General features: G+C 44.1%; 17 protein-coding genes. 12 read left to right on the top strand and 5 right to left on the bottom strand.

Features of this window, described 5'->3' with window-relative positions; translation table 11 throughout:
- The first annotated feature begins 17 nt into the window (after positions 1 to 17).
- The 3 genes from AACQ81_RS15300 (at position 18) to ilvA (ending at position 4,433) form a co-directional block, all read left to right on the top strand.
- Positions 18 to 944: a branched-chain amino acid transaminase gene (locus AACQ81_RS15300; protein WP_237385634.1), complete on the top strand. Its 927-nt coding sequence runs from the start codon at positions 18 to 20 to the stop codon at positions 942 to 944.
- Between the two features lie 88 nt (positions 945 to 1,032).
- Entirely contained in the window at positions 1,033 to 2,883 is a 1,851-nt protein-coding gene (ilvD, locus tag AACQ81_RS15295; protein ID WP_237385633.1) for a dihydroxy-acid dehydratase, read from the top strand.
- Between the two features lie 2 nt (positions 2,884 to 2,885).
- Positions 2,886 to 4,433, top strand: coding sequence for a threonine ammonia-lyase, biosynthetic (ilvA, locus tag AACQ81_RS15290; RefSeq protein ID WP_443089515.1), 1,548 nt, complete (start codon positions 2,886 to 2,888; stop codon positions 4,431 to 4,433).
- A gap of 227 nt (positions 4,434 to 4,660) precedes the next feature.
- On the opposite strand, the gene AACQ81_RS15285 is transcribed toward ilvA, so the two are convergent.
- Positions 4,661 to 4,915 carry a hypothetical protein gene (locus AACQ81_RS15285; RefSeq protein WP_237385632.1) on the bottom strand — a complete coding sequence of 85 codons (255 nt, stop codon included), beginning with the start codon at positions 4,913 to 4,915 and terminating at the stop codon, positions 4,661 to 4,663.
- Positions 4,916 to 4,954: 39 nt separating this feature from the next.
- Positions 4,955 to 5,836, bottom strand: a complete 882-nt coding sequence (gene ilvY / locus AACQ81_RS15280) for an HTH-type transcriptional activator IlvY (protein WP_237385631.1) — start codon at positions 5,834 to 5,836, stop codon at positions 4,955 to 4,957.
- A 282-nt stretch (positions 5,837 to 6,118) separates the two neighbouring features.
- Between ilvY and ilvC the strand changes: the two genes are divergently transcribed.
- The gene (gene ilvC / locus AACQ81_RS15275) at positions 6,119 to 7,597 is read left to right on the top strand and encodes a ketol-acid reductoisomerase (protein WP_237385630.1); all 1,479 of its coding nucleotides are present in this window, start codon (positions 6,119 to 6,121) and stop codon (positions 7,595 to 7,597) included.
- Positions 7,598 to 7,649: 52 nt separating this feature from the next.
- Here ilvC and AACQ81_RS15270 read toward each other — a convergent pair whose 3' ends face one another.
- Complete coding sequence (locus AACQ81_RS15270) at positions 7,650 to 8,765, bottom strand: class II histone deacetylase (protein WP_237385629.1); 1,116 nt, start codon at positions 8,763 to 8,765, stop codon at positions 7,650 to 7,652.
- Between the two features lie 583 nt (positions 8,766 to 9,348).
- On the opposite strand from AACQ81_RS15270, the gene rep reads away from it, so the two are divergent.
- Complete coding sequence (rep, locus tag AACQ81_RS15265) at positions 9,349 to 11,379, top strand: DNA helicase Rep (protein ID WP_237385628.1); 2,031 nt, start codon at positions 9,349 to 9,351, stop codon at positions 11,377 to 11,379.
- A gap of 60 nt (positions 11,380 to 11,439) precedes the next feature.
- Here rep and gppA read toward each other — a convergent pair whose 3' ends face one another.
- Both gppA and rhlB read right to left on the bottom strand, forming a co-directional pair.
- Positions 11,440 to 12,948 (bottom strand): guanosine-5'-triphosphate,3'-diphosphate diphosphatase, encoded by a 1,509-nt coding sequence (gene gppA, locus AACQ81_RS15260; RefSeq protein ID WP_237385627.1) that lies wholly within the window; start codon positions 12,946 to 12,948, stop codon positions 11,440 to 11,442.
- Positions 12,949 to 12,989: 41 nt separating this feature from the next.
- Complete coding sequence (rhlB, locus tag AACQ81_RS15255) at positions 12,990 to 14,273, bottom strand: ATP-dependent RNA helicase RhlB (RefSeq protein WP_237385626.1); 1,284 nt, start codon at positions 14,271 to 14,273, stop codon at positions 12,990 to 12,992.
- Between the two features lie 150 nt (positions 14,274 to 14,423).
- Here rhlB and trxA point away from each other — a divergent pair, with 150 nt between their 5' ends.
- The 7 genes from trxA to rffG all read left to right on the top strand — a co-directional run bounded on the left by trxA (position 14,424) and on the right by rffG (position 22,878).
- Positions 14,424 to 14,750: a thioredoxin TrxA gene (gene trxA / locus AACQ81_RS15250; protein ID WP_237385641.1), complete on the top strand. Its 327-nt coding sequence runs from the start codon at positions 14,424 to 14,426 to the stop codon at positions 14,748 to 14,750.
- A 647-nt stretch (positions 14,751 to 15,397) separates the two neighbouring features.
- Entirely contained in the window at positions 15,398 to 16,657 is a 1,260-nt protein-coding gene (rho, locus tag AACQ81_RS15245; protein WP_010845326.1) for a transcription termination factor Rho, read from the top strand.
- A 384-nt stretch (positions 16,658 to 17,041) separates the two neighbouring features.
- The gene (gene wecA / locus AACQ81_RS15240; protein WP_237385625.1) at positions 17,042 to 18,130 is read left to right on the top strand and encodes a UDP-N-acetylglucosamine--undecaprenyl-phosphate N-acetylglucosaminephosphotransferase; all 1,089 of its coding nucleotides are present in this window, start codon (positions 17,042 to 17,044) and stop codon (positions 18,128 to 18,130) included.
- A gap of 30 nt (positions 18,131 to 18,160) precedes the next feature.
- Positions 18,161 to 19,231: an ECA polysaccharide chain length modulation protein gene (wzzE, locus tag AACQ81_RS15235; protein WP_237385624.1), complete on the top strand. Its 1,071-nt coding sequence runs from the start codon at positions 18,161 to 18,163 to the stop codon at positions 19,229 to 19,231.
- Between the two features lie 175 nt (positions 19,232 to 19,406).
- A complete protein-coding gene (wecB, locus tag AACQ81_RS15230) occupies positions 19,407 to 20,537 on the top strand; it encodes a non-hydrolyzing UDP-N-acetylglucosamine 2-epimerase (protein WP_237385623.1) in 1,131 nt (376 codons plus the stop codon).
- Positions 20,534 to 21,796, top strand: coding sequence for a UDP-N-acetyl-D-mannosamine dehydrogenase (wecC, locus tag AACQ81_RS15225; protein WP_237385622.1), 1,263 nt, complete (start codon positions 20,534 to 20,536; stop codon positions 21,794 to 21,796). Before wecB ends, wecC begins: the two co-directional genes overlap by 4 nt.
- On the top strand, positions 21,793 to 22,878 hold the full coding sequence (gene rffG / locus AACQ81_RS15220) for a dTDP-glucose 4,6-dehydratase (protein ID WP_237385621.1): 1,086 nt from the start codon (positions 21,793 to 21,795) through the stop codon (positions 22,876 to 22,878). The genes wecC and rffG overlap by 4 nt, the downstream gene beginning before the upstream one ends.
- Positions 22,879 to 22,894 lie beyond the last annotated feature (16 nt).

Here is a 22,894-nt window from a genome sequence, read left to right as displayed (position 1 = left end):
TGAAAGGAAAACTGAGAATGACAAAGCAAGCTGATTATATTTGGTTCAATGGGGAAATGGTGCCTTGGGCAGATGCGAAAGTTCATGTTATGTCCCACGCCCTGCATTATGGCACTTCAGTGTTTGAAGGAGTTCGTTGCTATGACTCTCACAAGGGACCAGTGGTTTTCCGTCATCGTGAACATATGCAGCGCTTGCATGACTCAGCAAAAATTTACCGTTTCCCTGTGAGCCAGAGTGTTGATGAGTTAATGGAAGCATGTCGTGCGACACTCCGTAAAAATAAATTAGTCAGTGCTTACATTCGCCCATTGGTATTTATTGGTGATGTCGGAATGGGGGTAAATCCTCCCGCAGGCTATAAAACCGATATTATTATTGCGGCTTTCCCTTGGGGAGCATATCTCGGAGAAGAAGCTTTGGATCAGGGCATTGATGCGATGGTTTCTTCATGGAATCGCGTAGCAGCAAATACGATCCCAACAGCTGCAAAAGCGGGGGGTAATTATCTTTCTTCTTTGTTGGTGGGAAGTGAAGCCCGACGTCATGGTTATCAGGAAGGTATTGCACTGGATGTGCATGGTTACATTTCAGAAGGAGCGGGTGAAAACTTATTTGAAGTGAAAGATGGAATTCTATTTACACCTCCATTCACTTCATCTGCCCTGCCTGGGATCACTCGTGATGCCATCATCAAATTGGCGAAAGATCTTGGTTTGGAAGTACGTGAACAGACTCTTTCCCGTGAATCACTCTACTTGGCGGATGAAGTATTCATGACAGGGACAGCAGCGGAGATCACACCGGTTCGTAGTGTTGACGGTATTCAGGTTGGCATTGGCAAATGTGGCCCTATTACCAAAAAAATCCAAAACGCATTTTTTGGCCTGTTTGATGGCACGACAGAAGATAAATGGGGTTGGTTGGATCCAGTTAATCCTTAATAAAAATATAAAATTCCACAGGTGGTCGTTCCCCGCCTGTGCTGATTGCTGAAGTTAATTAGATAAGACAGATATGGGAGTAAAAATAATGCCTAAATACCGTTCTGCCACAACAACACATGGCCGTAATATGGCGGGAGCCCGCGCCTTATGGCGAGCGACAGGTATGACTGATGCTGATTTTGGGAAACCGATCATTGCAGTTGTTAACTCATTCACTCAGTTCGTGCCGGGGCACGTACATCTGCGCGATCTTGGCAAATTGGTGGCAGAAGAGATAGAGGCATCAGGAGGAGTTGCAAAAGAGTTCAATACGATTGCCGTTGATGATGGTATTGCGATGGGGCATGGCGGAATGCTTTATTCACTGCCTTCGCGTGAATTAATCGCTGACTCGGTAGAATATATGGTCAATGCCCACTGTGCTGATGCGATGGTCTGTATTTCTAACTGTGACAAAATTACACCGGGGATGCTGATGGCATCCCTGCGTCTGAACATTCCGGTTATTTTTGTTTCCGGAGGCCCGATGGAAGCGGGTAAAACTCGCCTGTCTGATCAGATCATCAAACTGGATTTAGTTGATGCCATGATTCAGGGAGCCAATCCGAATGTCAGTGATGAACAAAGTGATCAAATTGAGCGTTCGGCTTGCCCGACATGTGGTTCTTGTTCTGGGATGTTTACGGCCAACTCAATGAATTGTCTGACCGAAGCGCTGGGGCTTTCTCAGCCCGGTAATGGTTCATTGCTTGCTACGCACGCGGATCGCAAGACCCTGTTTATCAACGCAGGTAAACGCATTGTTGAACTGACCAAACGTTACTATGAAAAAAATGATGATAGCGCCTTACCACGTAATATTGCGACTAAAGCGGCATTTGAAAATGCGATGATACTGGATATTGCGATGGGCGGCTCAACTAATACCGTTTTACATTTATTGGCAGCAGCTCAGGAAGGAGAAGTCGATTTCACAATGGCAGACATTGATCGTCTGTCTCGTCAGGTGCCTCATTTATGCAAAGTCGCTCCAAGTACCCAAAAATACCATATGGAAGATGTGCATCGTGCTGGTGGTGTGATGGGTATTCTTGGTGAACTGGATCGGGCAGGGCTTTTACACCGCAATGTGAAAAATGTTTTGGGATTGGATTTACTACAAACTTTGTCACAGTACGACATCATGCTAACAGCAGATGAAGGGGTGAAAAGCATGTACTCAGCCGGGCCGGCAGGAATTCGTACAACTCAGGCCTTTTCGCAGAGTTGCCGTTGGTCATCGCTGGATATTGATCGTGAAGAAGGGTGTATTCGTGAATATGCGCATGCTTACAGCCAAGATGGGGGATTGGCGGTTCTGTTTGGCAACATTGCTATGGATGGTTGTATCGTCAAGACTGCGGGTGTGGATGAAGGAAGCCTGACTTTCAGAGGCTTGGCCAAAGTTTATGAGAGTCAGGACGACGCAGTAGACGCAATACTGGGCGGAAAAGTGGTAGCGGGAGATGTAGTTGTCATTCGCTATGAAGGGCCGAAAGGGGGTCCTGGAATGCAGGAAATGCTCTATCCAACGACTTATTTAAAATCGATGGGATTGGGTAAAAGTTGTGCATTGATCACTGATGGCCGTTTTTCAGGAGGAACATCGGGTCTGTCCATTGGTCATGTTTCCCCTGAAGCGGCGAATGGTGGTCTGATCGGGCTGATTCAGGATGGTGATATCATCAATATTGATATCCCAAATCGTAGAATTCAGTTGGAAGTGAATGACACAGAACTTGCTGCGCGTACACAGGCCGAATTATCTCGCGGAGATAAGGCATGGACACCGAATTCCCGTGAACGTCAGGTTTCTTTTGCACTACGCGCCTATGCTTCATTGGCGACCAGTGCTGACAAAGGCGCAGTGCGCGATAAAACCAAGCTGGGGAATTGATTGTGGCGGTTTATCCTCTTAATACAGAACCAAAAGGGGCGGAATATCTCAAAGCCGCATTGAGTGCACCCGTTTATGATGTTGCTCAAGTTACCCCGTTGCAGGAAATGAAAAAAATCTCGGCCCGTTTAGATAATACAATTTTAGTCAAACGGGAAGACCGTCAGGTAGTGCATAGTTTCAAATTGCGTGGTGCATACGCAATGATTGTGGGTTTGACGGAAACTCAAAAATCCAAAGGTGTCATTACGGCTTCTGCCGGCAATCATGCGCAAGGTGTTGCGTTATCAGCCAGTAAGGTTGGTATGAAAGCCATCATTGTAATGCCAATAGCTACAGCGGATATTAAAGTCGATGCCGTGCGTAGCTTTGGCGGAGAAGTGTTGTTACACGGTGCGAATTTTGATGAAGCGAAAGCGAAAGCAATCGAGATGGCAAAAGAGCACGGTTACACTTTTGTACCCCCTTTTGATCATCCTGCCGTGATTGCGGGTCAGGCAACATTGGCGATGGAATTATTACAGCAGGATGTCCACCTTGATCGCATTTTTGTGCCGGTGGGTGGTGGTGGATTAATTGCGGGTGTCGCTGTTCTCATCAAACAACTTGTACCAGAAATGAAGGTTATCGGTGTGGAAGCCGAGGATTCTGCCTGTTTGAAAGCAGCATTGGAAGCGGGGCATCCAGTTGATTTACCCAGAGTTGGGCTATTTGCGGAGGGCGTGGCAGTTAAACGCATTGGCGACGAAACATTCCGTTTATGCCAGCAATATGTTGATGATGTTATTACGGTGGATAGTGATGCGATTTGTGCTGCCATGAAAGATATCTTTGAAGATGTCAGAGCGATTGCGGAACCTTCGGGTGCATTGGCATTGGCGGGCCTGAAAAAATATGTCCAACAACATCAGATTCAGGGAGAAAGACTGGCACATATTCTTTCTGGCGCTAATGTGAATTTTCATGGCTTGCGTTATGTTTCTGAACGCAGTGAACTGGGAGAACAGCGCGAAGCCTTACTGGCAGTCACTATTCCTGAACAAAAGGGCAGTTTCCTGCATTTCTGCCAGATATTGGGTCCTCGTGTTGTGACCGAATTCAGTTATCGCTATTCGGATGTCACGGATCTGAACAAGGCCTGTATTTTTGTGGGTATCCGATTAAGTCGCGGGAATGCTGAGCGTTGTGAAATCATTGAGGCATTAAAAGTATCGGGATATCAGGTGGCTGATTTTACCGATGACGAAATGGCGAAATTACATGTCCGTTACATGATAGGCGGCAGGCCATCAAAGCCATTGCAGGAGCGGTTGTTTAGTTTCGCCTTTCCTGAATCTCCGGGGGCTTTACTGAAATTTTTACAGACTCTGGGCACACATTGGAATATCACTTTATTTCATTATCGTAGTCACGGCACAGATTATGGTCGTGTATTGGCAGCTTTTGAGCTTTCAGAGCCGGAAGTGCGCTTTGAGCGCCATTTGGACATGCTGGGCTATGAATATCATGATGAAACGGATAACCCTTCGTTTAAGTTATTTTTGACTTAAGTCACCAATCGCAAAATAGCTCCTTTGATAAATGGGCTATTTTGCTGATTATCGCGTCGTCAGTATTATTTAACTAACGATTTAGCACAAGAATATCTGGAGAGGTGTTTGATAGTAAACAGTAGACGAAATAATCTGTCATCAAACGGACTGTTTCTGAGTCAAGGTAAGTAATATTTGAATTTTTAATTTGTGTAATAGAAAATGATATAGAGGATGAACTGGATCTACCAGAAAGTTGAAACAGGTTTTATTTTTAGATGTAATCTATGTTTAATATTACTGGCAATAATGAAACCTTTTACTTGTCGAAATTCCCATTCAGTATCAATTTTTAGCTGAGAATAATCAAATGAAACACTTAATTGAATACAAAGATAGCGATGCCATTCTGTTCCCATATTATGAGAAAGCGCTAAATATTGTTTGTGATATTCATAAAACCTGACAGCTTCAAGGTAGCTATTTATTTTGTGTTGCATATAAAGAGAATCTTATTTTCCAATTTACAGTTTCTGAAGTTATAACAGATCCCAAAATGCTTTAACCAAAGGTTCATTCAAGCGCTTGCTTAGTGCACAAACTCCCAATTCAAATGGCTCAACCAACGAAATATTTTCCAGTAATGAGACACGGTTACGTACAGGTTCAGGACTATTTTCGATAACAACCGCAGGTATCAGGGCAATCCCACAGCCCAATGCCACCATAGAAACAATCGCTTCATGGCCGGAAACTGTTGCGTAAATAACAGGATGCAGGATCTTATTCCGGCGAAACCAAAGTTCAATGCGCTTACGTGAAGGCCCATGCTCAGGCAGGATAAACGGAATAGTATTCCAGTCTGGCTGCTCCTGTGTTGCAAGCATTTTCACCGCACAAGGCAGAGAGGGGGCGATTAATACTAATGGTATTTCACCTATTTTGGTAAAGCTGACATTATCAGGTAGTTTCTCTGGCTTTCCTGCAATGCCTAAATCGGCGGTATCGGATTGGATCTTATCAACGGCATCTGCGGCATCTCCTGTTGTCAGTTTAATTTCCACCAAGGGATGCTCTGCCCTGAATTTATCCAACACTTGTGGAAGATGGCTATACGCAGCAGTAACCGAACAGAACAGACGTAATTCCCCCGTCAGTGATGGGCTTTGATGATTTAATGAGTTTTGTAGCTGCTTATATTGCAGGAGCGTTTGTTGGGCAAATTGTTTGAGCTGTTCACCGGCAATAGTGAGTTTGACTGTTCGGTTATCTCGTAGAAAAAGCGGATGTCCCAATAATTCCTCAAGGCGCTGGATTTGGCGTGAAAGCGTGGATGGGCTGACATGCATAGCCTTGGCAGTTCGCCCAAAATGACAACTTTCCGCAAGGTGTAAAAATAGTTTTAACTCACGTAGATCCATCGCTTTTTAGCCTTTTGCCCAGAGATTTTTGCTGTAAGAAGGTCTATTGCATAAACTGCAAGATAGTCTTGTGAATATATCAATTTAAGCAAAGGCTTTCATGTCATATATTGATTTCATACAAATGACCTCACAGACAGGGTCAGGAAAAAATAAAAAATAGTTGCTGCATATAATTAATATGCGAAGCACAAAACTAATATGCGAAGCACAAAACAAATAAGCAAACACACAAATCATATGAAAAATAAATCATATGGAAAAATAAACATCGGAGTCACCATGGCTAATTATTTTGATACGTTGAACTTACGCCAACAATTGGCGCAATTAGGCAAATGTCGTTTTATGGCGCGGGAAGAATTTGCTGACGAGGCGGGATATTTAAAAGGCCAAAAAGTGGTGATCGTCGGTTGTGGTGCGCAAGGGCTGAACCAAGGGCTTAACATGCGTGATTCTGGTTTAGATATTGCCTATGCCCTGCGTAAGGACGCGATTGCAGAAAAACGTGCATCATGGCGCAAAGCAACCGAAAATGGTTTCAAAGTCGGTACTTATGAAGAGTTGATTCCACAGGCCGATCTTGTTATCAACTTGACGCCGGACAAACAGCATTCAGCGGTAGTTCAGGCTGTTCAGCCCTTAATGAAAGAAGGCGCAGCGTTAGGTTATTCCCATGGCTTCAATATTGTCGAAGTGGGCGAGCTGATACGCAAAGATATCACGGTTGTAATGGTTGCTCCTAAATGTCCGGGGACAGAAGTTCGTGAAGAGTATAAGCGTGGATTCGGTGTTCCTACTTTAATTGCCGTGCATCCAGAAAATGATGCCAAAGGTGAAGGAATGGCGATCGCAAAAGCGTGGGCTGCTGCAACAGGTGGTCATCGTGCAGGTGTACTGGAATCTTCTTTCGTAGCGGAAGTGAAATCTGACCTGATGGGTGAGCAGACCATTCTGTGTGGCATGTTACAGGCTGGTTCTTTGTTATGCTATGACCAATTGATTGCTGATGGTGCTGAACCGGGCTATGCAGGGAAGTTAATTCAGTTTGGCTGGGAAACTATCACCGAAGCTTTGAAACAAGGCGGGATTACCCTGATGATGGATCGTCTCTCCAATTTGGCTAAACTGCGTGCTTATGCTCTTTCTGAGCAATTGAAGACGCTCTTGGCTCCGCTGTTCGAAAAACATATGGACGACATTATTTCTGGTAAATTTTCTTCCACAATGATGACTGATTGGGCGAATGACGACAAAAATTTGCTGACTTGGCGTGAAGAAACAGGAAAAACACCATTTGAAAATTATCCTGAGTACAATGGCAACATCGGTGAGCAGGAATACTTTGACCACGGTGTACTGATGATAGCGATGGTCAAGGCTGGCGTGGAACTGGCATTTGAGACGATGGTGGATTCCGGTATTATTGATGAGTCGGCTTATTACGAATCTCTGCATGAATTGCCGCTGATTGCAAATACCATTGCCCGTAAACGCTTATATGAAATGAACGTAGTTATTTCAGATACTGCGGAATATGGTAATTATTTGTTCTCTTACGTTGCCGTTCCATTACTGAAAGAAACATTCATGGCGACGCTGCAAGCCGGGGATTTAGGGAAATCAGTTGCAGATCGTGGTATCGACAATTCCCAGTTACGTGATGTGAATGAAGCGATCCGCAACCATCCGATTGAAGTTATAGGCCGTACTTTACGTGGTTACATGACTGATATGAAACGCATCTCAGTCGGCGGATAATAAGTTATTTATTTTGCCCGGTGAAATAACATCGGGCAGAATATTTCCGACCCTACAAACCAAATCTTGATTTCAATTCATCAATAGCTTGGCGCTGGAACATTTCGAATCTTTCTTTTGGCTGCTGCAATTGAATTGCATTGAGTATAGGATCGTTGACTTCAGTACGAATACCACTTAACTCTTCCATAACGGCTAAACCACAGAAAGGGACATAAGCTTCTGTGTATCCTCCCTCATGAACCATAACCAATTTGCCATGACATAACTCATCTGCTGCCTGTTGTATTTTGTGAGTCATTTCGCGGAAACTGCCACTATGTAGTTGCATTCGAGCCAGAGGATCGTAAGCATTGGCATCATATCCGCAGGCAACAATAATCAATTCAGGTTGGAAACGTTGCAAGGCAGGGAGTACAATCTGCTCCATGGCATAGAGATAACTATTGTGTCCAGCGCCGGCCATCAATGGAATATTGATATTGAAACCTTCTCCCTCACCCGCACCGATATCATCTTCGCCACTGTAACCTTCGGGATAACAGCCATCCTGATGTAGTGAAATAGTCAAAACATCATCACGTTCCCAGAAAATATTCTGAGTTCCGTTACCGTGATGAACATCCCAGTCAATCACAGCAACTTGTCCAACGCCAATTTTTTCCTTTGCGTGCTCAATGGCAAGAGCAATGTTGGCAAGGAAGCAGAAACCCATCGCTCGATCAGGCAGGCAATGGTGACCGGGCGGACGGGAAAGGCTGTAAGCATTATCCAATTCACCATTCAACACGGCTTCTACTGCTGCATAGGTAAGCCCGGCAGATAACTTGGCAATTTCATAGCTGCCTTGTCCCATCGGTGCTTCAGGCCCTAATACTCCTCCGCCATTATCACTCATAGACTTAAAACGCTGTAAATACGCTTCGGTATGAACCAGCTTTAATATTGCATCATCAAGAGGCTCAGCACTACGTAAGTATAGAGAACGACTTAAACCGGAAACATCCATTAAGTTTTTCATTCTGCGTTTAGTCTCGGGGGATTCGGCATGTCCAGCACTATTGGGTGGTTGTACCCACCTACTAACGGGAAAAGTGACGACATGTTGTAATGCAGAATTGTGCCAGAAACAAAGTTCATCAAAGAAAAAGCCTGTCTTACGTTGCATTTATATCCTCCTTATTACTGATTTAAATAGGCTATTCAGAATAGTGATACACACAAATTATGAGGTTCCCTTATTTCTCGCAGCGCGAGGAGTAAGGAAGTGATCTACAATTTTGAATTGCTACTTAACATTAATAAGAATTGTTATAACACTAATGAACTTAAGCAAATGTTATGTATTTCAATTAATAGAAAAAACTGTTTTATTCTGGCGGCTGCATAAAATTTTGCTAAAGAGATAGGCATTTATTTAAGAATTAAGCGTATTTTGGGAAATTATATTTTCCCTTCTTTTTATTAATCCATTAAAAAATAAAAGGCAATTGTAGTAGATATTTAAATTCCCAAAATAGTATAAATGGGTTTTCATCATAGTGATATACTCAAGTTATGAGGATTTCTTATTCCCTCGCGTGGCGAGGAGTAGAAAATGATCTGAAATTTTGGAAGGCTATTTATATTTCCACTTCGATTTATTTTGTCTTGTAATAATTCACTTACGCAAAGAAAACCGCCTCTTAGTCCTGCTTTCTGCTACAATTTCGTTCCCTGAACTTTCATCCTGATATAATTTTCGAAACGATATGCGATTAAATCCAAGCCAACAACAAGCAGTTGAATTTGTTACGGGGCCTTGTCTGGTTCTGGCGGGGGCAGGTTCTGGCAAGACCCGGGTGATTACCAATAAAATTGCCCATTTAATCCGCAATTGCGGTTATTTGCCTCGCCATATTGCAGCGGTCACCTTTACCAATAAGGCGGCCCGCGAGATGAAAGAGCGTGTAGCGCAAACCTTAGGCCGCAAGGAAACGCGAGGGTTGATGATCTCAACTTTCCACACCTTGGGCTTGGAGATCATCAGGCGTGAATATAAGACGCTGGGTATGAAGAGCAATTTTTCGTTGTTCGATGATCACGATCAGATGGTTTTACTGAAAGATCTCACGGCAGATCTGTTGGAAGAAGATAAAGATCTATTGCAAAAGCTTATTTCCAGTATTTCTAACTGGAAGAATGAATTAATGTCACCAGAGCAGGTGATCAGGATGGTTCGTACGGCGCAGGAGCACCAATTTGCAGAGTGTTACCGCCGTTATGATTTACATCTGAACAGCTGTAACGTTCTTGATTTTGATGATCTGATTACTAAACCTACTCTGTTGTTAATGTGTGATGAAGAAGTCAGGGAGCGCTGGCAGAATAAAATTCGTTACCTGCTGGTGGATGAGTATCAGGATACGAATACCAGCCAATACCAATTGGTGAAATTGCTGGTGGATAATCGTGCTCGTTTTACCGTGGTCGGCGATGATGATCAGTCCATATATTCATGGCGTGGTGCCCGCCCACAAAACTTGATCCTGCTGAAAGAAGACTTCCCGCAGTTGAATGTGATCAAACTGGAGCAGAATTATCGTTCATCAGGGCGGATATTGAAATCAGCTAATATCCTGATAGCCAATAATCCCCATGTATTTGAGAAAAAACTCTTTTCAGAATTGGGCTATGGTGATCCTCTCCGAGTGATTGAAGCCAACAATGAAGATCATGAAGCTGAGCGGGTAGTGGGAGAACTGATCGCCCATCACTTTATCAATAAAACAGAATATAAAGATTACGCCATTCTTTATCGTGGCAATCATCAGTCCCGTATCTTCGAAAAAATGTTGATGCAAAACCGGATCCCTTACCGCATTTCGGGAGGGGCATCGTTTTTTTCTCGGCCTGAGATCAAGGACTTACTCTCGTATCTGCGTGTTTTGATTAATCCAGAGGATGACAGCGCGTTTTTACGTATCGTCAATACACCCCGGCGAGAAATCGGGGCGGTGACAATCCAGAAGTTAGGTGTGTGGGCGAATCAACGTAATAAGAGTTTATATCAAGCCAGTTTTGATTTTGGCCTGGAGCAGTATCTGACAGGACGTGGTTTGGCTGCATTGCAGCACTTCACTCACTGGATGGATGAAATATCCCGACAGGCGGAGCGTGAACCGTTATTGGCTGTAAGGGACTTACTGCGTGGTATGGATTACGAAAGCTGGTTATATGAAACTTCCCCCAGCCCGAAAGCAGCTGAAATGAGAATGAAAAATGTCAATCAGCTCTTCACTTGGATGAGCGAAATGCTTGAGGGAAATGATTTGAATGAATCAATGAGCCTTTCTCAGGTAGTGGCGCGCTTTACTCTGCGGGATATGCTGGAGCGTGGGGAAGAAGACGAAGAGCTGGATCAGGTTCAGCTGATGACGTTGCATGCTTCTAAGGGGCTGGAATTCCCTTACGTTTTTCTGGTTGGCATGGAAGAGGGATTGTTACCACATCAGAGCAGTATTGATGAAGATAACATTGAGGAAGAGCGCCGTTTGGCTTATGTCGGCATTACTCGTGCGCAGAGAGAACTATTTTTTACTCTGAGCAAAGAGCGTCGTCAGTATGGTGAATTGATCCGCCCTGAACCAAGCCGATTTTTGCTCGAGCTACCACAAGATGATCTGGATTGGCCACAAGGTAAACGCGTGGTTAGTGCGGAAGAGCGAATGAAACAGGGGCAGTCGCGTCTTGCAGATATTAAATCACGTTTAGGGCTTGGTCAGAAAAACGTGGGTAAGTAAGTATCTGTCCCATGAGTTATTCTGTATTCGTAATGAATACAGAATAACTAAAGTAAAAGCTTAACTTAAATAGCGATTGTTTTGTTCTTCAAGGAACAAAGACCACTGAACATAACTCTGCCATTTTATTTCTTGCTGTAATGCTTCAGCCCTGAGAGGGTGCTGCATCTGCCATTGATAAGGCAAGGTGATAATGAGAGTTTCATTTTCTACATGTAACCGCAAGGCAGGTAAAGCGTCATCGCATCGGCGGCTGGCGAAAATAATTGCTAGGCGCAATAAACGACATAGACGTTGTGCTTGTAGCAGTGGCAGAGCATTTTGCTGACTGAGTGATGCTAAATCGATAGGGCCGCTTTGATTCCTCAACAGAGCCGCCAACAGCCGTTTTTGGGCGGGGGTATAACCGGGCAGATCTAAGTGGCTGATCAGGTAAGCTGAGTGTGCTGTTCCCTGACGAAAATCAATGCATAAACCTATTTCATGGAGCAAACATGCACTGCTCAATAATTCTCGGCAGCGTTCGTCCAAATTCCAAGGTTTGGCGATCTGTTGGCAAAAATATTCAGTCAGTTGTTTGACTCTCTGTGCCTGCTCAGTATCCGATTGAAAACGTTGTTGAATATTATGCAAGGTTCTTGCGCGAATATCTTGTCCAACCGGTAAATTCAGCATCCCGTATACCAGCCCTTCACGCAGTGCTCCACCGGCCAGTATCATGTTTTCGATATTCAATGCTTGAAAAATAGCGATTAAGATTGCTAATCCGCTTGGAAAAACCAATGCCCGTTCAAGTGTCAGTCCATCTATTTCAAGCTCTTCAAGCTTGCTGCATTCAATGGCCCAGTGTTTGAATTGTTGGAGTTTCGGCAGGGTAATCAACTCATCCATGCCCTGAGCAATCATAATTTCCTGCAAGGTCTGTACGGTGCCGGAAGCACCTACACATATTTTCCAGCCTTGTTCAAACAGAACAGGGATAACCGGACTGAGAATATTATGGGCGGCAGATTCTGCTTTGGCAAAATTCTCTTCTGTCAGGCTGCGGTCATTGAAATAGCGTTCCAGCCAAGTAACACAGCCCATTTCAAGGCTGAATAGCTGTGTGGCTTCGGCACCTGTACCTGTTACCAATTCTGTACTGCCCCCACCAATATCTACGACAAGCCGCTTTTCAGATCCGCCAGTAGTATGGGCTACACCTTGATAAATCAGCAGAGCCTCTTCTTCACCGCTGATAATATTAACGGAAATACCCAATATTTCTGAAGCCTTCCCGATAAACTCATCGGAATTTACTGCAAGTCGCAAAGTTGCTGTTGCAACAACACGGATATGTGTGGCAGGAATATCCTGCAAGTATTCGGAAAAGAGTCGAAGACATTGCCATCCGCGCTCCATAGCCTGCTGTGATAAATGGTTGTTCTTATCTAACCCTGTGGCCAGCCTGACCTTGCGCTTGATACGGTTGACCACTTGAACTCTGCCGGATATTTCACGGACAACCAGCATATGGAAACTGTTTGAGCCTAAATCGATAGCAGCATAGAGCGAAGAAGAACCCAGCATAGTATTTATTCCGACATGTGTTATTTCAGCGCCATATTGTATTAACTCGGGCGTTGACGGTTGCGTGTTGGATTTCCACGGCGCGGCATATTAGAGCGGCGTGGGTGTCCCCCTGAGCGTGCGCGGTTACGGCGCTTAGGAACTGGCAGATCTTGTAATAACGCATCACTATTATATTTGCTGACCGGTATTTGGTGCTGGATATACTCTTCAATGGCCGGCAAGTTCAATACATACTCTTCACATGCCAGACTGATAGAATGCCCACTTTCTCCGGCGCGCCCTGTCCGGCCAATACGGTGAACATAATCTTCACAGTCATCCGGCAGATCATAGTTAAATACATGTGTCACCGACGGAATATGCAGTCCACGGGCGGCAACGTCGGTAGCTACCAGAATATCCAGATTACCCAGACTGAATTCCTCGAGAATACGCAGGCGCTTTTTCTGGGCGACATCACCTGTCAGAAGACCGACACGATGACCATCAGCAGCCAGATGGGCCCAAATATCTTCACAGCGGTGTTTGGTATTGGCAAAAATAATGCAGCGATCAGGCCACTCTTCTTCCAGCAACGTCTGTAACAGACGCATTTTTTCTTCATTGGAAGGGTAAAATAGCTCTTCTTGAATACGGTGCCCTGTTTTTTGCAGGGGTTCTACTTCCACATATTCAGGATTATTCATCTGTTCAAAGGCCAGTTCACGCACCCGATAAGACAGCGTTGCAGAAAAGAGCAGATTCATTCTTTCCGTAGCTGCCGGAATACGGCGGAACAGCCAGCGAATATCTTTGATAAAACCCAAATCGTACATGCGATCTGCTTCATCGAGCACGATGACTTGAATCGCACCAAGGTGAATATGACCTTGTTTTGTATAATCGATCAAACGACCTGTTGTGCCAATGACGATATCGACGCCAGATTCCAGCACCTTAAGCTGTTTATCATAGCCGTCGCCGCCGTAGGCAAGACCCATTTTTAATCCAGTAACTTCTGACAGTTCTTCTGCGTCAGAGTATATCTGGACAGCTAATTCGCGGGTAGGTGCCATAATCAGCGCTCTTGGCTGATTGATTTTATGTTCTTTCCCCGCAGGGTGAGTCAATAAGTAATGAAAAGTAGACGCTAAAAATGCCAGCGTCTTGCCTGTTCCGGTTTGTGCTTGTCCCGCAACATCTCGGCCTTCGACAGTAAAAGGCAATGTTAGCGCCTGTATTGGCGTGCAGTTGGAAAACCCTTTTTTATCAAGAGCTACCAAGATCTTGGGGTGCAATGCGAAGTCGGAAAACTTCTTTTCTGTCAAATGTGTTTTGCTCATAGTGTGGTAAGAATATCAGTTAACTATTGCTTTAAGAAAGTGTATCCGCTGAAATAAAGACACCCTAGTGTTGGTTAAGGTACACTTACACTGTAAAAGATTTTACTTTTGGAGCAAAAAATGAATGAAAAAATTGTGAACGATGAAGTTGTGAATGCAGGTATCGTTCATTTGGCTGACAGTGATTTCAACGAAGATAAACTGAATGTAAAAGGTCCTGTCCTCGTTGAATTCTGGGCTGAATGGTGTGGCCCTTGTAAAATGATTGCTCCTATTTTGGATGAAATCTCCTCAGATTATGCTGGTAAACTGAAAGTTGCCAAGCTAAATGTCGATGACCACACTGAAACAGCACCAAAATTCGGTATTCGCGGTATCCCAACAATGATTCTGTTTAAAGATGGTGAGAAGGTTGCGGTAAAAGTGGGCGCACTGTCAAAAACTCAACTGAAAGAGTTTTTGGAACCACACCTTTAATTTAGAGTCAGGTCACAGTAATTACGGGCGTTTAGCATATAGGATGATTTATCTTATTGACCGCTAGACGTCCGCTACGAAGCATGGTAAGTTAGCTATTACATGCTCGTATAAAACATTTCATGAGTGAATTCTTTATTTGATATAAAGGTTTATTGGTGTAAAGAGTTGACATTATGCATGTTGCATACTAAAAAACCTGTAGTATCTGATAAATCTGTTATTTCTGGATCACCTGAAGTATCTGATAGCATATCGCATTTGGTAAATTCGCTGAGTCTATATACAGGATATTTAGTATATGGCTTGGTTCGCTGATAGCGTTCTGATACTGAACATCTCTAAGCAGGATGTTTTTGTAGTTATAATTTTTATAGTTATAAACAGTGCTCATACCAAGATAATGCTTATGCTGAGATAGTTCTTATATTGAAACTAACCACGTTTAGTTATTATCTCAGTCGTGTTTTGACAGTTTGTCAGTCTTATTTTGCAATCAATCTGAGTACTTCAAGCTACTGCCTTGTAATATAAATATGTTAGAAGGTTTTATTCGTTTCTGGTACAAATAAACAGGCACCGATAACGTTGCCATACCATTCACGTTCAGAGTTCGAGATATACCCCGAGTTAAAGAACCCACCATTATGAATCTTACCGAATTAAAGAATACGCCAGTATCTGAGTTGATTACTCTTGGCGAAAATATGGGGCTGGAAAATCTGGCTCGTATGCGTAAGCAAGACATCATTTTCTCTATTCTCAAACAGCACGCAAAAAGTGGAGAGGATATTTTCGGAGATGGTGTGCTGGAGATATTACAGGATGGATTTGGTTTCCTCCGCTCCGCAGACAGTTCTTACCTTGCAGGTCCCGATGATATCTACGTTTCCCCTAGTCAAATCCGCCGTTTCAACCTCCGTACCGGTGATACCATTTCAGGGAAAATCCGCCCACCCAAAGAAGGTGAACGCTATTTTGCCCTGCTGAAAGTTAATGAAGTTAACTTTGACAAACCTGAAAATGCCCGCAGTAAAATCCTGTTTGAAAACCTGACTCCACTTCATGCCAATAACCGCCTGCGCATGGAACGTGGTAATGGTTCTACTGAGGATCTGACCGCTCGTGTGCTGGATTTGGCTGCTCCGATTGGTCGCGGTCAACGTGGTTTGATCGTTGCCCCACCAAAAGCGGGTAAAACCATGCTGCTGCAAAATATTGCAGCTAACATTGCCCATAACTACCCAGACTGTGTTCTGATGGTACTGCTGATTGATGAGCGTCCAGAAGAAGTGACCGAAATGCAGCGTCTGGTAAAAGGCGAAGTCATTGCTTCAACTTTTGATGAACCAGCTTCTCGTCACGTTCAAGTGGCTGAAATGGTGATCGAAAAAGCGAAACGTCTGGTTGAGCATAAAAAAGATGTCATTATCCTGCTGGATTCCATTACCCGTCTGGCTCGTGCATATAACACTGTCGTTCCTGCATCCGGTAAGGTATTGACTGGTGGTGTGGATGCGAATGCCCTGCATCGTCCAAAGCGTTTCTTTGGTGCTGCACGTAATGTTGAAGAAGGCGGTAGCCTGACCATTATCGCCACTGCGCTGGTTGATACTGGTTCCAAAATGGATGAGGTCATCTACGAAGAATTTAAAGGTACAGGTAACATGGAATTACACCTGTCCCGTAAAATCGCTGAAAAACGTGTTTTCCCTGCTATTGATTATAATCGTTCTGGAACACGTAAAGAAGAGCTGCTCACTACACAGGATGAGCTACAGAAAATGTGGATCCTACGTAAAATTATTCACCCAATGGGTGAAATCGATGCGATGGAATTCCTTATCAACAAACTGGCTATGACCAAAACAAACGAAGAATTCTTCGACTTTATGAAACGTTCATAGTTCCTTGAATGAATTAACTGTTTTGTGAATAAATTGATAGCCCTGTAAGGGAATTCATAACACAGCAAAATTAGCTACTTTGTTAAAACGCCACGTTTTTGTGGCGTTTTTTTTATCTGAAGCTACTCTATTCGCCTGAAATGGTACATATTTTGCATGCTTTTCTCGTGATTAAAAGCGTGTTTTATAAACAAACGTTTTATAATTATTCCATAAATAATTATTGGACACGCCCACAGTTAGCATGACCTACTTTATTAATTTTTATAAGTCAGGGTGCCTTGTTTTGTTAACAGGGAACTTATGGATTTGGTGTCAAATGGGACATCCATAAGTCAATGAACAATAGATGTTCCATCATTATTTTTACAGAGAGTTGTTATTGTGAATATCCCTAGCATGAGTATCGAAATTTTCTGCGTATTTATATTCTCATTCTTGTTTTTGTTTGTAGCTCGGAAGGTAGCAAAAAATGTCGGTTTAGTTGATAAGCCGAACTATCGTAAGCGTCACAATGGATTAGTGCCTTTAGTGGGTGGAATATCTGTGTTTTTTGGGTGTTGTTTCGCATTTGTTATAACTAAAGAGTTTATACCTCATAAGTGGTTATATTTGTCTTGTGCCGGAATATTGGTTTTTATCGGAGCATTAGATGACCGTTTTGATATCAGTGTGAAGATTCGGGCAACCATGCAGGCACTGATTGGTATCAGTATGATGTATTTTGCAGGCCTTAAGCTTGAAAGCTTAGGTAATGCTTTCGGTCCATGGGAAATGACACTGGGACCATTCAGCTATGTTGTGACTTTATTCGCTGTCTGGGCCGCTATTAATGCTTTCAACATGGTGGATGGCATTGATGGCCTGTTGGGTGGATTATCCTGTGTTTCTTTCGGTGCGCTAGGCGTTTTGTTGTACGAAAATGGTAATACGGGACTCGCATTTTGGTGTTTCACGTTTATTGCAGGAATTTTACCTTACATTTTTTTCAACCTTGGGTTACTCGGAAAGCGTTTCAAAGTATTTATGGGAGATGCAGGGAGTACCCTAATTGGCTTTACCATTATCTGGTTACTGACGGAAGCGACTCAAGGAGAGAACCGTTCTATTAGCCCTGTGACAGCATTATGGATCATTGCCATCCCATTAATGGATATGGTTGCCATTATGTATCGTCGGTTGCGCAAGGGGATGAGTCCGTTTTCTCCTGATCGCCAGCACATTCATCATTTGATTATGCGTGCTGGTTTCACCTCTCGTCAGGCATTTGTCTTGATTACTTTGGTGGCAGGTTTGTTGGCATCTGTTGGAATTATTGGAGAACGATTAAGTTTTGTCCCTGAATGGGTGATGTTGGCATTATTCTTGCTTGCATTTGTGCTGTATGGTTACTGTATCAAGCGAGCATGGCGGGTAGCCCGTTTTATCAAACGGTGCAAACGTCGCATGCGTCGGGAAGCAAGTCATCATTAATGTATTGACTTATCAAAGAGGTTTTGTGCAGTGATAAACTCAGAAACGAAATCTAAACAGGATCAACCTGCTATAGAGTATGAATTGGATATTCGTACGTTGTGTCATACTCTATGGCTTGGAAAGATATGGATTATTGCACTGGCAATGATTTTCGCTGCCGTCGCTCTGGCTGCATCATATCTGATGCAGCAAAAGTGGAGCGCAACCGCTATTGTGGACTTACCGACAACCAATAATTTGGGTAGTTATTATTCGCAACAACAATTTTTGCGTAATCTGGATACTCACATCAATGCCTCGCCAGAGGCACAATTGCCGACTATTCCGGATGGTGCATATAAAGAATTTATGACACAGGTGGCAGCGTATGACACTCATCGTGAATTTTGGCTTCATTCTGATTATTACAAACAGCGCAAAGAAGGGAGAGCCAAAGCTGATGCTGTACTGCTGGATGAATTGATCAATCATATTCATATCATGCACAGTGACGGCAAAAATGCGCAGAATGACAGTATTAAATTGACAGCGGAAACGGCTGCTGATGCTAATCAGCTTCTACGCAAATATATTGCATTTGCTAATCAGCGGGCGAACGAACACCTGAATAATGAAATAAAAGGTGCATGGGCGACGCGTACCCAATCGATGAAAGCATTGGTCAAACGTCAGGAGATGGTGGCCAAGGCAATGTATACACGCAAATTGAATGTGTTGCAGCAATCACTGAAAGTGGCAGAGAAGCAAGGTATCCACCGTAACCAAACAGACATTCCTATCGAAGAATTGTCAGAATCCAAAATGTTTATGTTGGGTACATCATTGTTACAGTCTCAGATTGAAACGTTGGAAGCTACCGGTGCCAACTACAGCATTGATTATGATCAGAATATAGCGATGCTGGCGACATTGAATGTCGGCCCAACCCTGCAAGACTCTTTCCAAACTTACCGCTATCTCAGAACCCCTGAGGAACCCGTTAGCCGGGATAGTCCCCGCCGTGTTTTCATGATGGTTATGTGGGGCGCTGTTGGCATGTTGTTTGGTGCAGGCTTTGCTTTGGTAAGGCGTCAGCGTTCCATCAGTTCAAATAAATAGCCGCATTTAAATAACTCATAGGTTTTATTTAAGGTAATAGGAAAATAATGACTGTTTCCGGCAGTCTGCATTCTGTCTGCGGATTGATCGGAAGCAGAGATGGAAATGGCAATGGTAATTAACCATGCTTTTTCTTGGAGTTATCTACAATGATTGACAAAATGAGAGAGCCACTGTGAAAGTGTTGACTGTGTTTGGTACTCGGCCGGAAGCCATTAAAATGGCGCCGTTGGTACACGCATTGTCTAGGGATGCTGCCTTTGATGCAAAAGTGTGTGTTACTGCTCAGCATAGAGAGATGCTGGATCAGGTTTTGCATTTGTTTGGGATAACGCCCGATTTTGATCTCAATATCATGCAAAAAGGGCAGGATCTTACGGATATTACATGCCGAATCTTGCAAGGTATAAAGCCTGTACTGGAAGAATTCAAACCAGATGTAGTCTTGGTACATGGTGATACCACGACGACCATGGCAACCAGTCTGGCTGCGTTCTATCAGCATATTCCGGTCGGTCATGTTGAGGCAGGGTTGAGAACGGGAGATTTGTATTCCCCGTGGCCGGAAGAAGCGAACCGCAAGATCGCCGGACACTTGGCAATGTACCATTTTGCCCCGACGGAGAATTCTCGGAATAATCTTTTAAAAGAGTTCATTGCAGAAAACCGAATTTTTGTTACGGGCAATACAGTGATTGATGCTCTGCTCTTGGTACGTGACCGTATCATAAATGATAAAACGATGTATGGTCAGCTTGCGGGACTTTACCCTTTCATTGACCCGAATAAAAAGATCATTTTGGTGACAGGCCACCGTCGTGAGAGCTTTGGTAAGGGGTTTGAGCGGATTTGCGAAGCATTGGCGCAGATTGCCAGAGCACATCCTGATGTTCAGGTTGTGTATCCTGTTCATTTGAACCCGAATGTGAGTGAACCCGTTAAGCGTATTCTGCATGACATTGATAACGTTATTTTGATCAAACCGCAGGATTACCTGCCATTCGTCTATCTGATGAACCATGCTTACATAATCTTGACGGATTCAGGAGGAATTCAGGAAGAAGCTCCTTCTTTGGGAAAACCTGTTCTGGTTATGCGTAATACCACTGAACGACCGGAAGCAGTAGATGCGGGTATTGTGCGATTGGTTGGAACAGAAACCCAGACTATCGTTGCAGAAGTGACTCGTCTATTAAGGGATGACATCGCCTATCAACAAATGAGCCATGCCCATAACCCTTATGGTGATGGCCAGGCTTGCCAGCGAATTCTTGAAGCATTGAAGAAAAATCAGGTGACATTATGAGTTTTGGAATAATTTCTGTGATCGGCCTTGGTTATATTGGCTTGCCCACTGCCGCGGCATTTGCCTCTTGCCAAAAGAGTGTCATCGGTGTTGATGTCAATCAACATGCTGTAGAGACGATTAACCGTGGCGCGATTCATATTGTTGAACCTGATTTAGATAAAGTTGTAAAGGTTGCGGTCGAGGGAGGCTACCTGAGAGCCGTGACTGCACCACAAGCTGCGGATGCTTTCTTGATTGCTGTACCTACTCCCTTCAAAGGAGAGCATGAACCGGATATGGCTTATGTGCGTTCTGCTGCTGAATCAATAGCGCCAGTCTTGAAGAAAGGCGATTTGATTATTCTGGAATCGACTTCGCCGGTTGGAGCGACAGAACAAATGGCTGAATGGTTGGCTGCGGCACGTCCTGATCTCTCATTTCCTCAACTGGCAGGCGAGAACTCAGATATTGATATCGCTTATTGCCCTGAGCGTGTTTTGCCGGGTCAAGTGATGGTGGAATTGATCAAAAATGATCGGGTGGTGGGAGGTATGACTGACAAATCATCCCGCAGGGCAAGCGAACTGTACAAAATATTCCTTGAAGGCGAATGTGTTATCACCAATGCCAAAACGGCGGAGATGTGCAAGTTGACTGAAAACAGCTTCCGTGATGTCAATATTGCCTTTGCCAACGAACTCTCTTTAATCTGTGCTGAGCAGGGAATCAATGTTTGGGAACTGATCAGCTTGGCAAATCGTCATCCACGTGTAAATATCCTGCAACCCGGCCCAGGAGTAGGAGGGCACTGCATCGCAGTCGATCCGTGGTTTATCGTATCCCAGAATCCTGAACAATCCCGCTTGATTCATACTGCTCGTTTAGTGAATGATAGCAAGCCACGTTGGGTTGTTGATCAAGTAAAGGCCGCAGTAGCTGACTGTCTGACAGAGAGTGGCAAACGGGCGAATGAGGTCAAAATCGCCTGTTTCGGATTGGCCTTTAAACCTAATATTGATGATTTACGTGAAAGCCCTGCGGTTCATATCACTGAAATGGTTGCACAGTGGCATGTGGGGCAAACCGTGGCTGTCGAACCTAATGTGCATGAATTGCCCAATTCGCTGAAAGGTTTAGTGGAACTGTTGGATGTGGGGCAGGCATTGGAAGAAGCCGATGTTTTGCTGATGCTGGTAGATCACAGACAGTTTAAAGCCATTGGTGGTGATGCAATAAAACAAAAATGGGTTGTTGATACAAAAGGAGTTTGGCGTTGAAACGAATTCTTATTACAGGTGGTGCAGGTTTCATCGGCTCCGCAGTTGTTCGCCACATAATCAACGAGACTGAAGACAGTGTCATCGTCGTCGATAGTCTGACTTATGCCGGCAATCTTGAGTCATTGGCTCCGGTTGCCGTCCATCCTCGTTATACATTTGAGCAGGTTGATATCTGCCAGCGTGACGAGTTGGATCGCGTGTTTCAGCAATATCAACCGGATGCCGTCATGCATCTGGCAGCAGAAAGCCATGTTGATCGTTCTATTGATGGCCCTGCGGCTTTCATCGAAACCAATATTATTGGTACTTATACTTTGCTGGAAGCGGCGCGTGCATTTTGGCAGCAGCTGGATCAGGAAAAACAGTTGGCATTCCGTTTCCATCATATCTCAACAGATGAAGTCTATGGTGACTTACACGGCGAAGACGGTTTTTTCACTGAAACTACGCCTTATGCTCCGAGCAGCCCTTATTCTGCCTCAAAGGCTTCCAGTGATCATCTGGTCAGGGCATGGCATCGCACCTATAGTTTACCGACTGTAATCACCAATTGTTCGAATAACTACGGGCCTTATCATTTCCCGGAAAAACTGATCCCATTGGTGATTCTGAATGCGCTGGCAGGTCAGCCGTTGCCGGTTTACGGCAAGGGGGAACAAATCCGTGACTGGTTATATGTGGAAGATCACGCCCGGGCGTTGTATTTGGTCGTAACCAGAGCTGAGTCTGGCGAAACCTATAACATCGGTGGGCATAACGAGCGCAGAAATATCGATGTCGTGGAAACGATTTGTGAATTGCTGGAAGAACTTTGTCCTGAAAAAAGATGGCCTGAAAGACCTGAGGGTATTATGTATTACCGGGATCTGATTACTTATGTAGCAGATCGTCCGGGACATGACATGCGTTATGCCATTGATGCAGCAAAAATTGAGCGCGAACTGGGTTGGACGCCACAGGAAACATTCGAATCCGGTATTCGCAAAACTGTACAATGGTATCTGAAACATGAGAACTGGTGGCGCAGGGTGCAAGATGGTTCTTATGCAGGAGAACGTCTTGGGCTGGGAAATGAATAAGCCCGTCAGGGGGAGA

The sequence above is a fragment of the Xenorhabdus sp. Sc-CR9 genome (genome assembly GCF_963897815.1).
Taxonomy (GTDB): Bacteria; Pseudomonadota; Gammaproteobacteria; order Enterobacterales; family Enterobacteriaceae; genus Xenorhabdus.
This window is presented reverse-complemented; position numbering and strand designations above follow the sequence as displayed.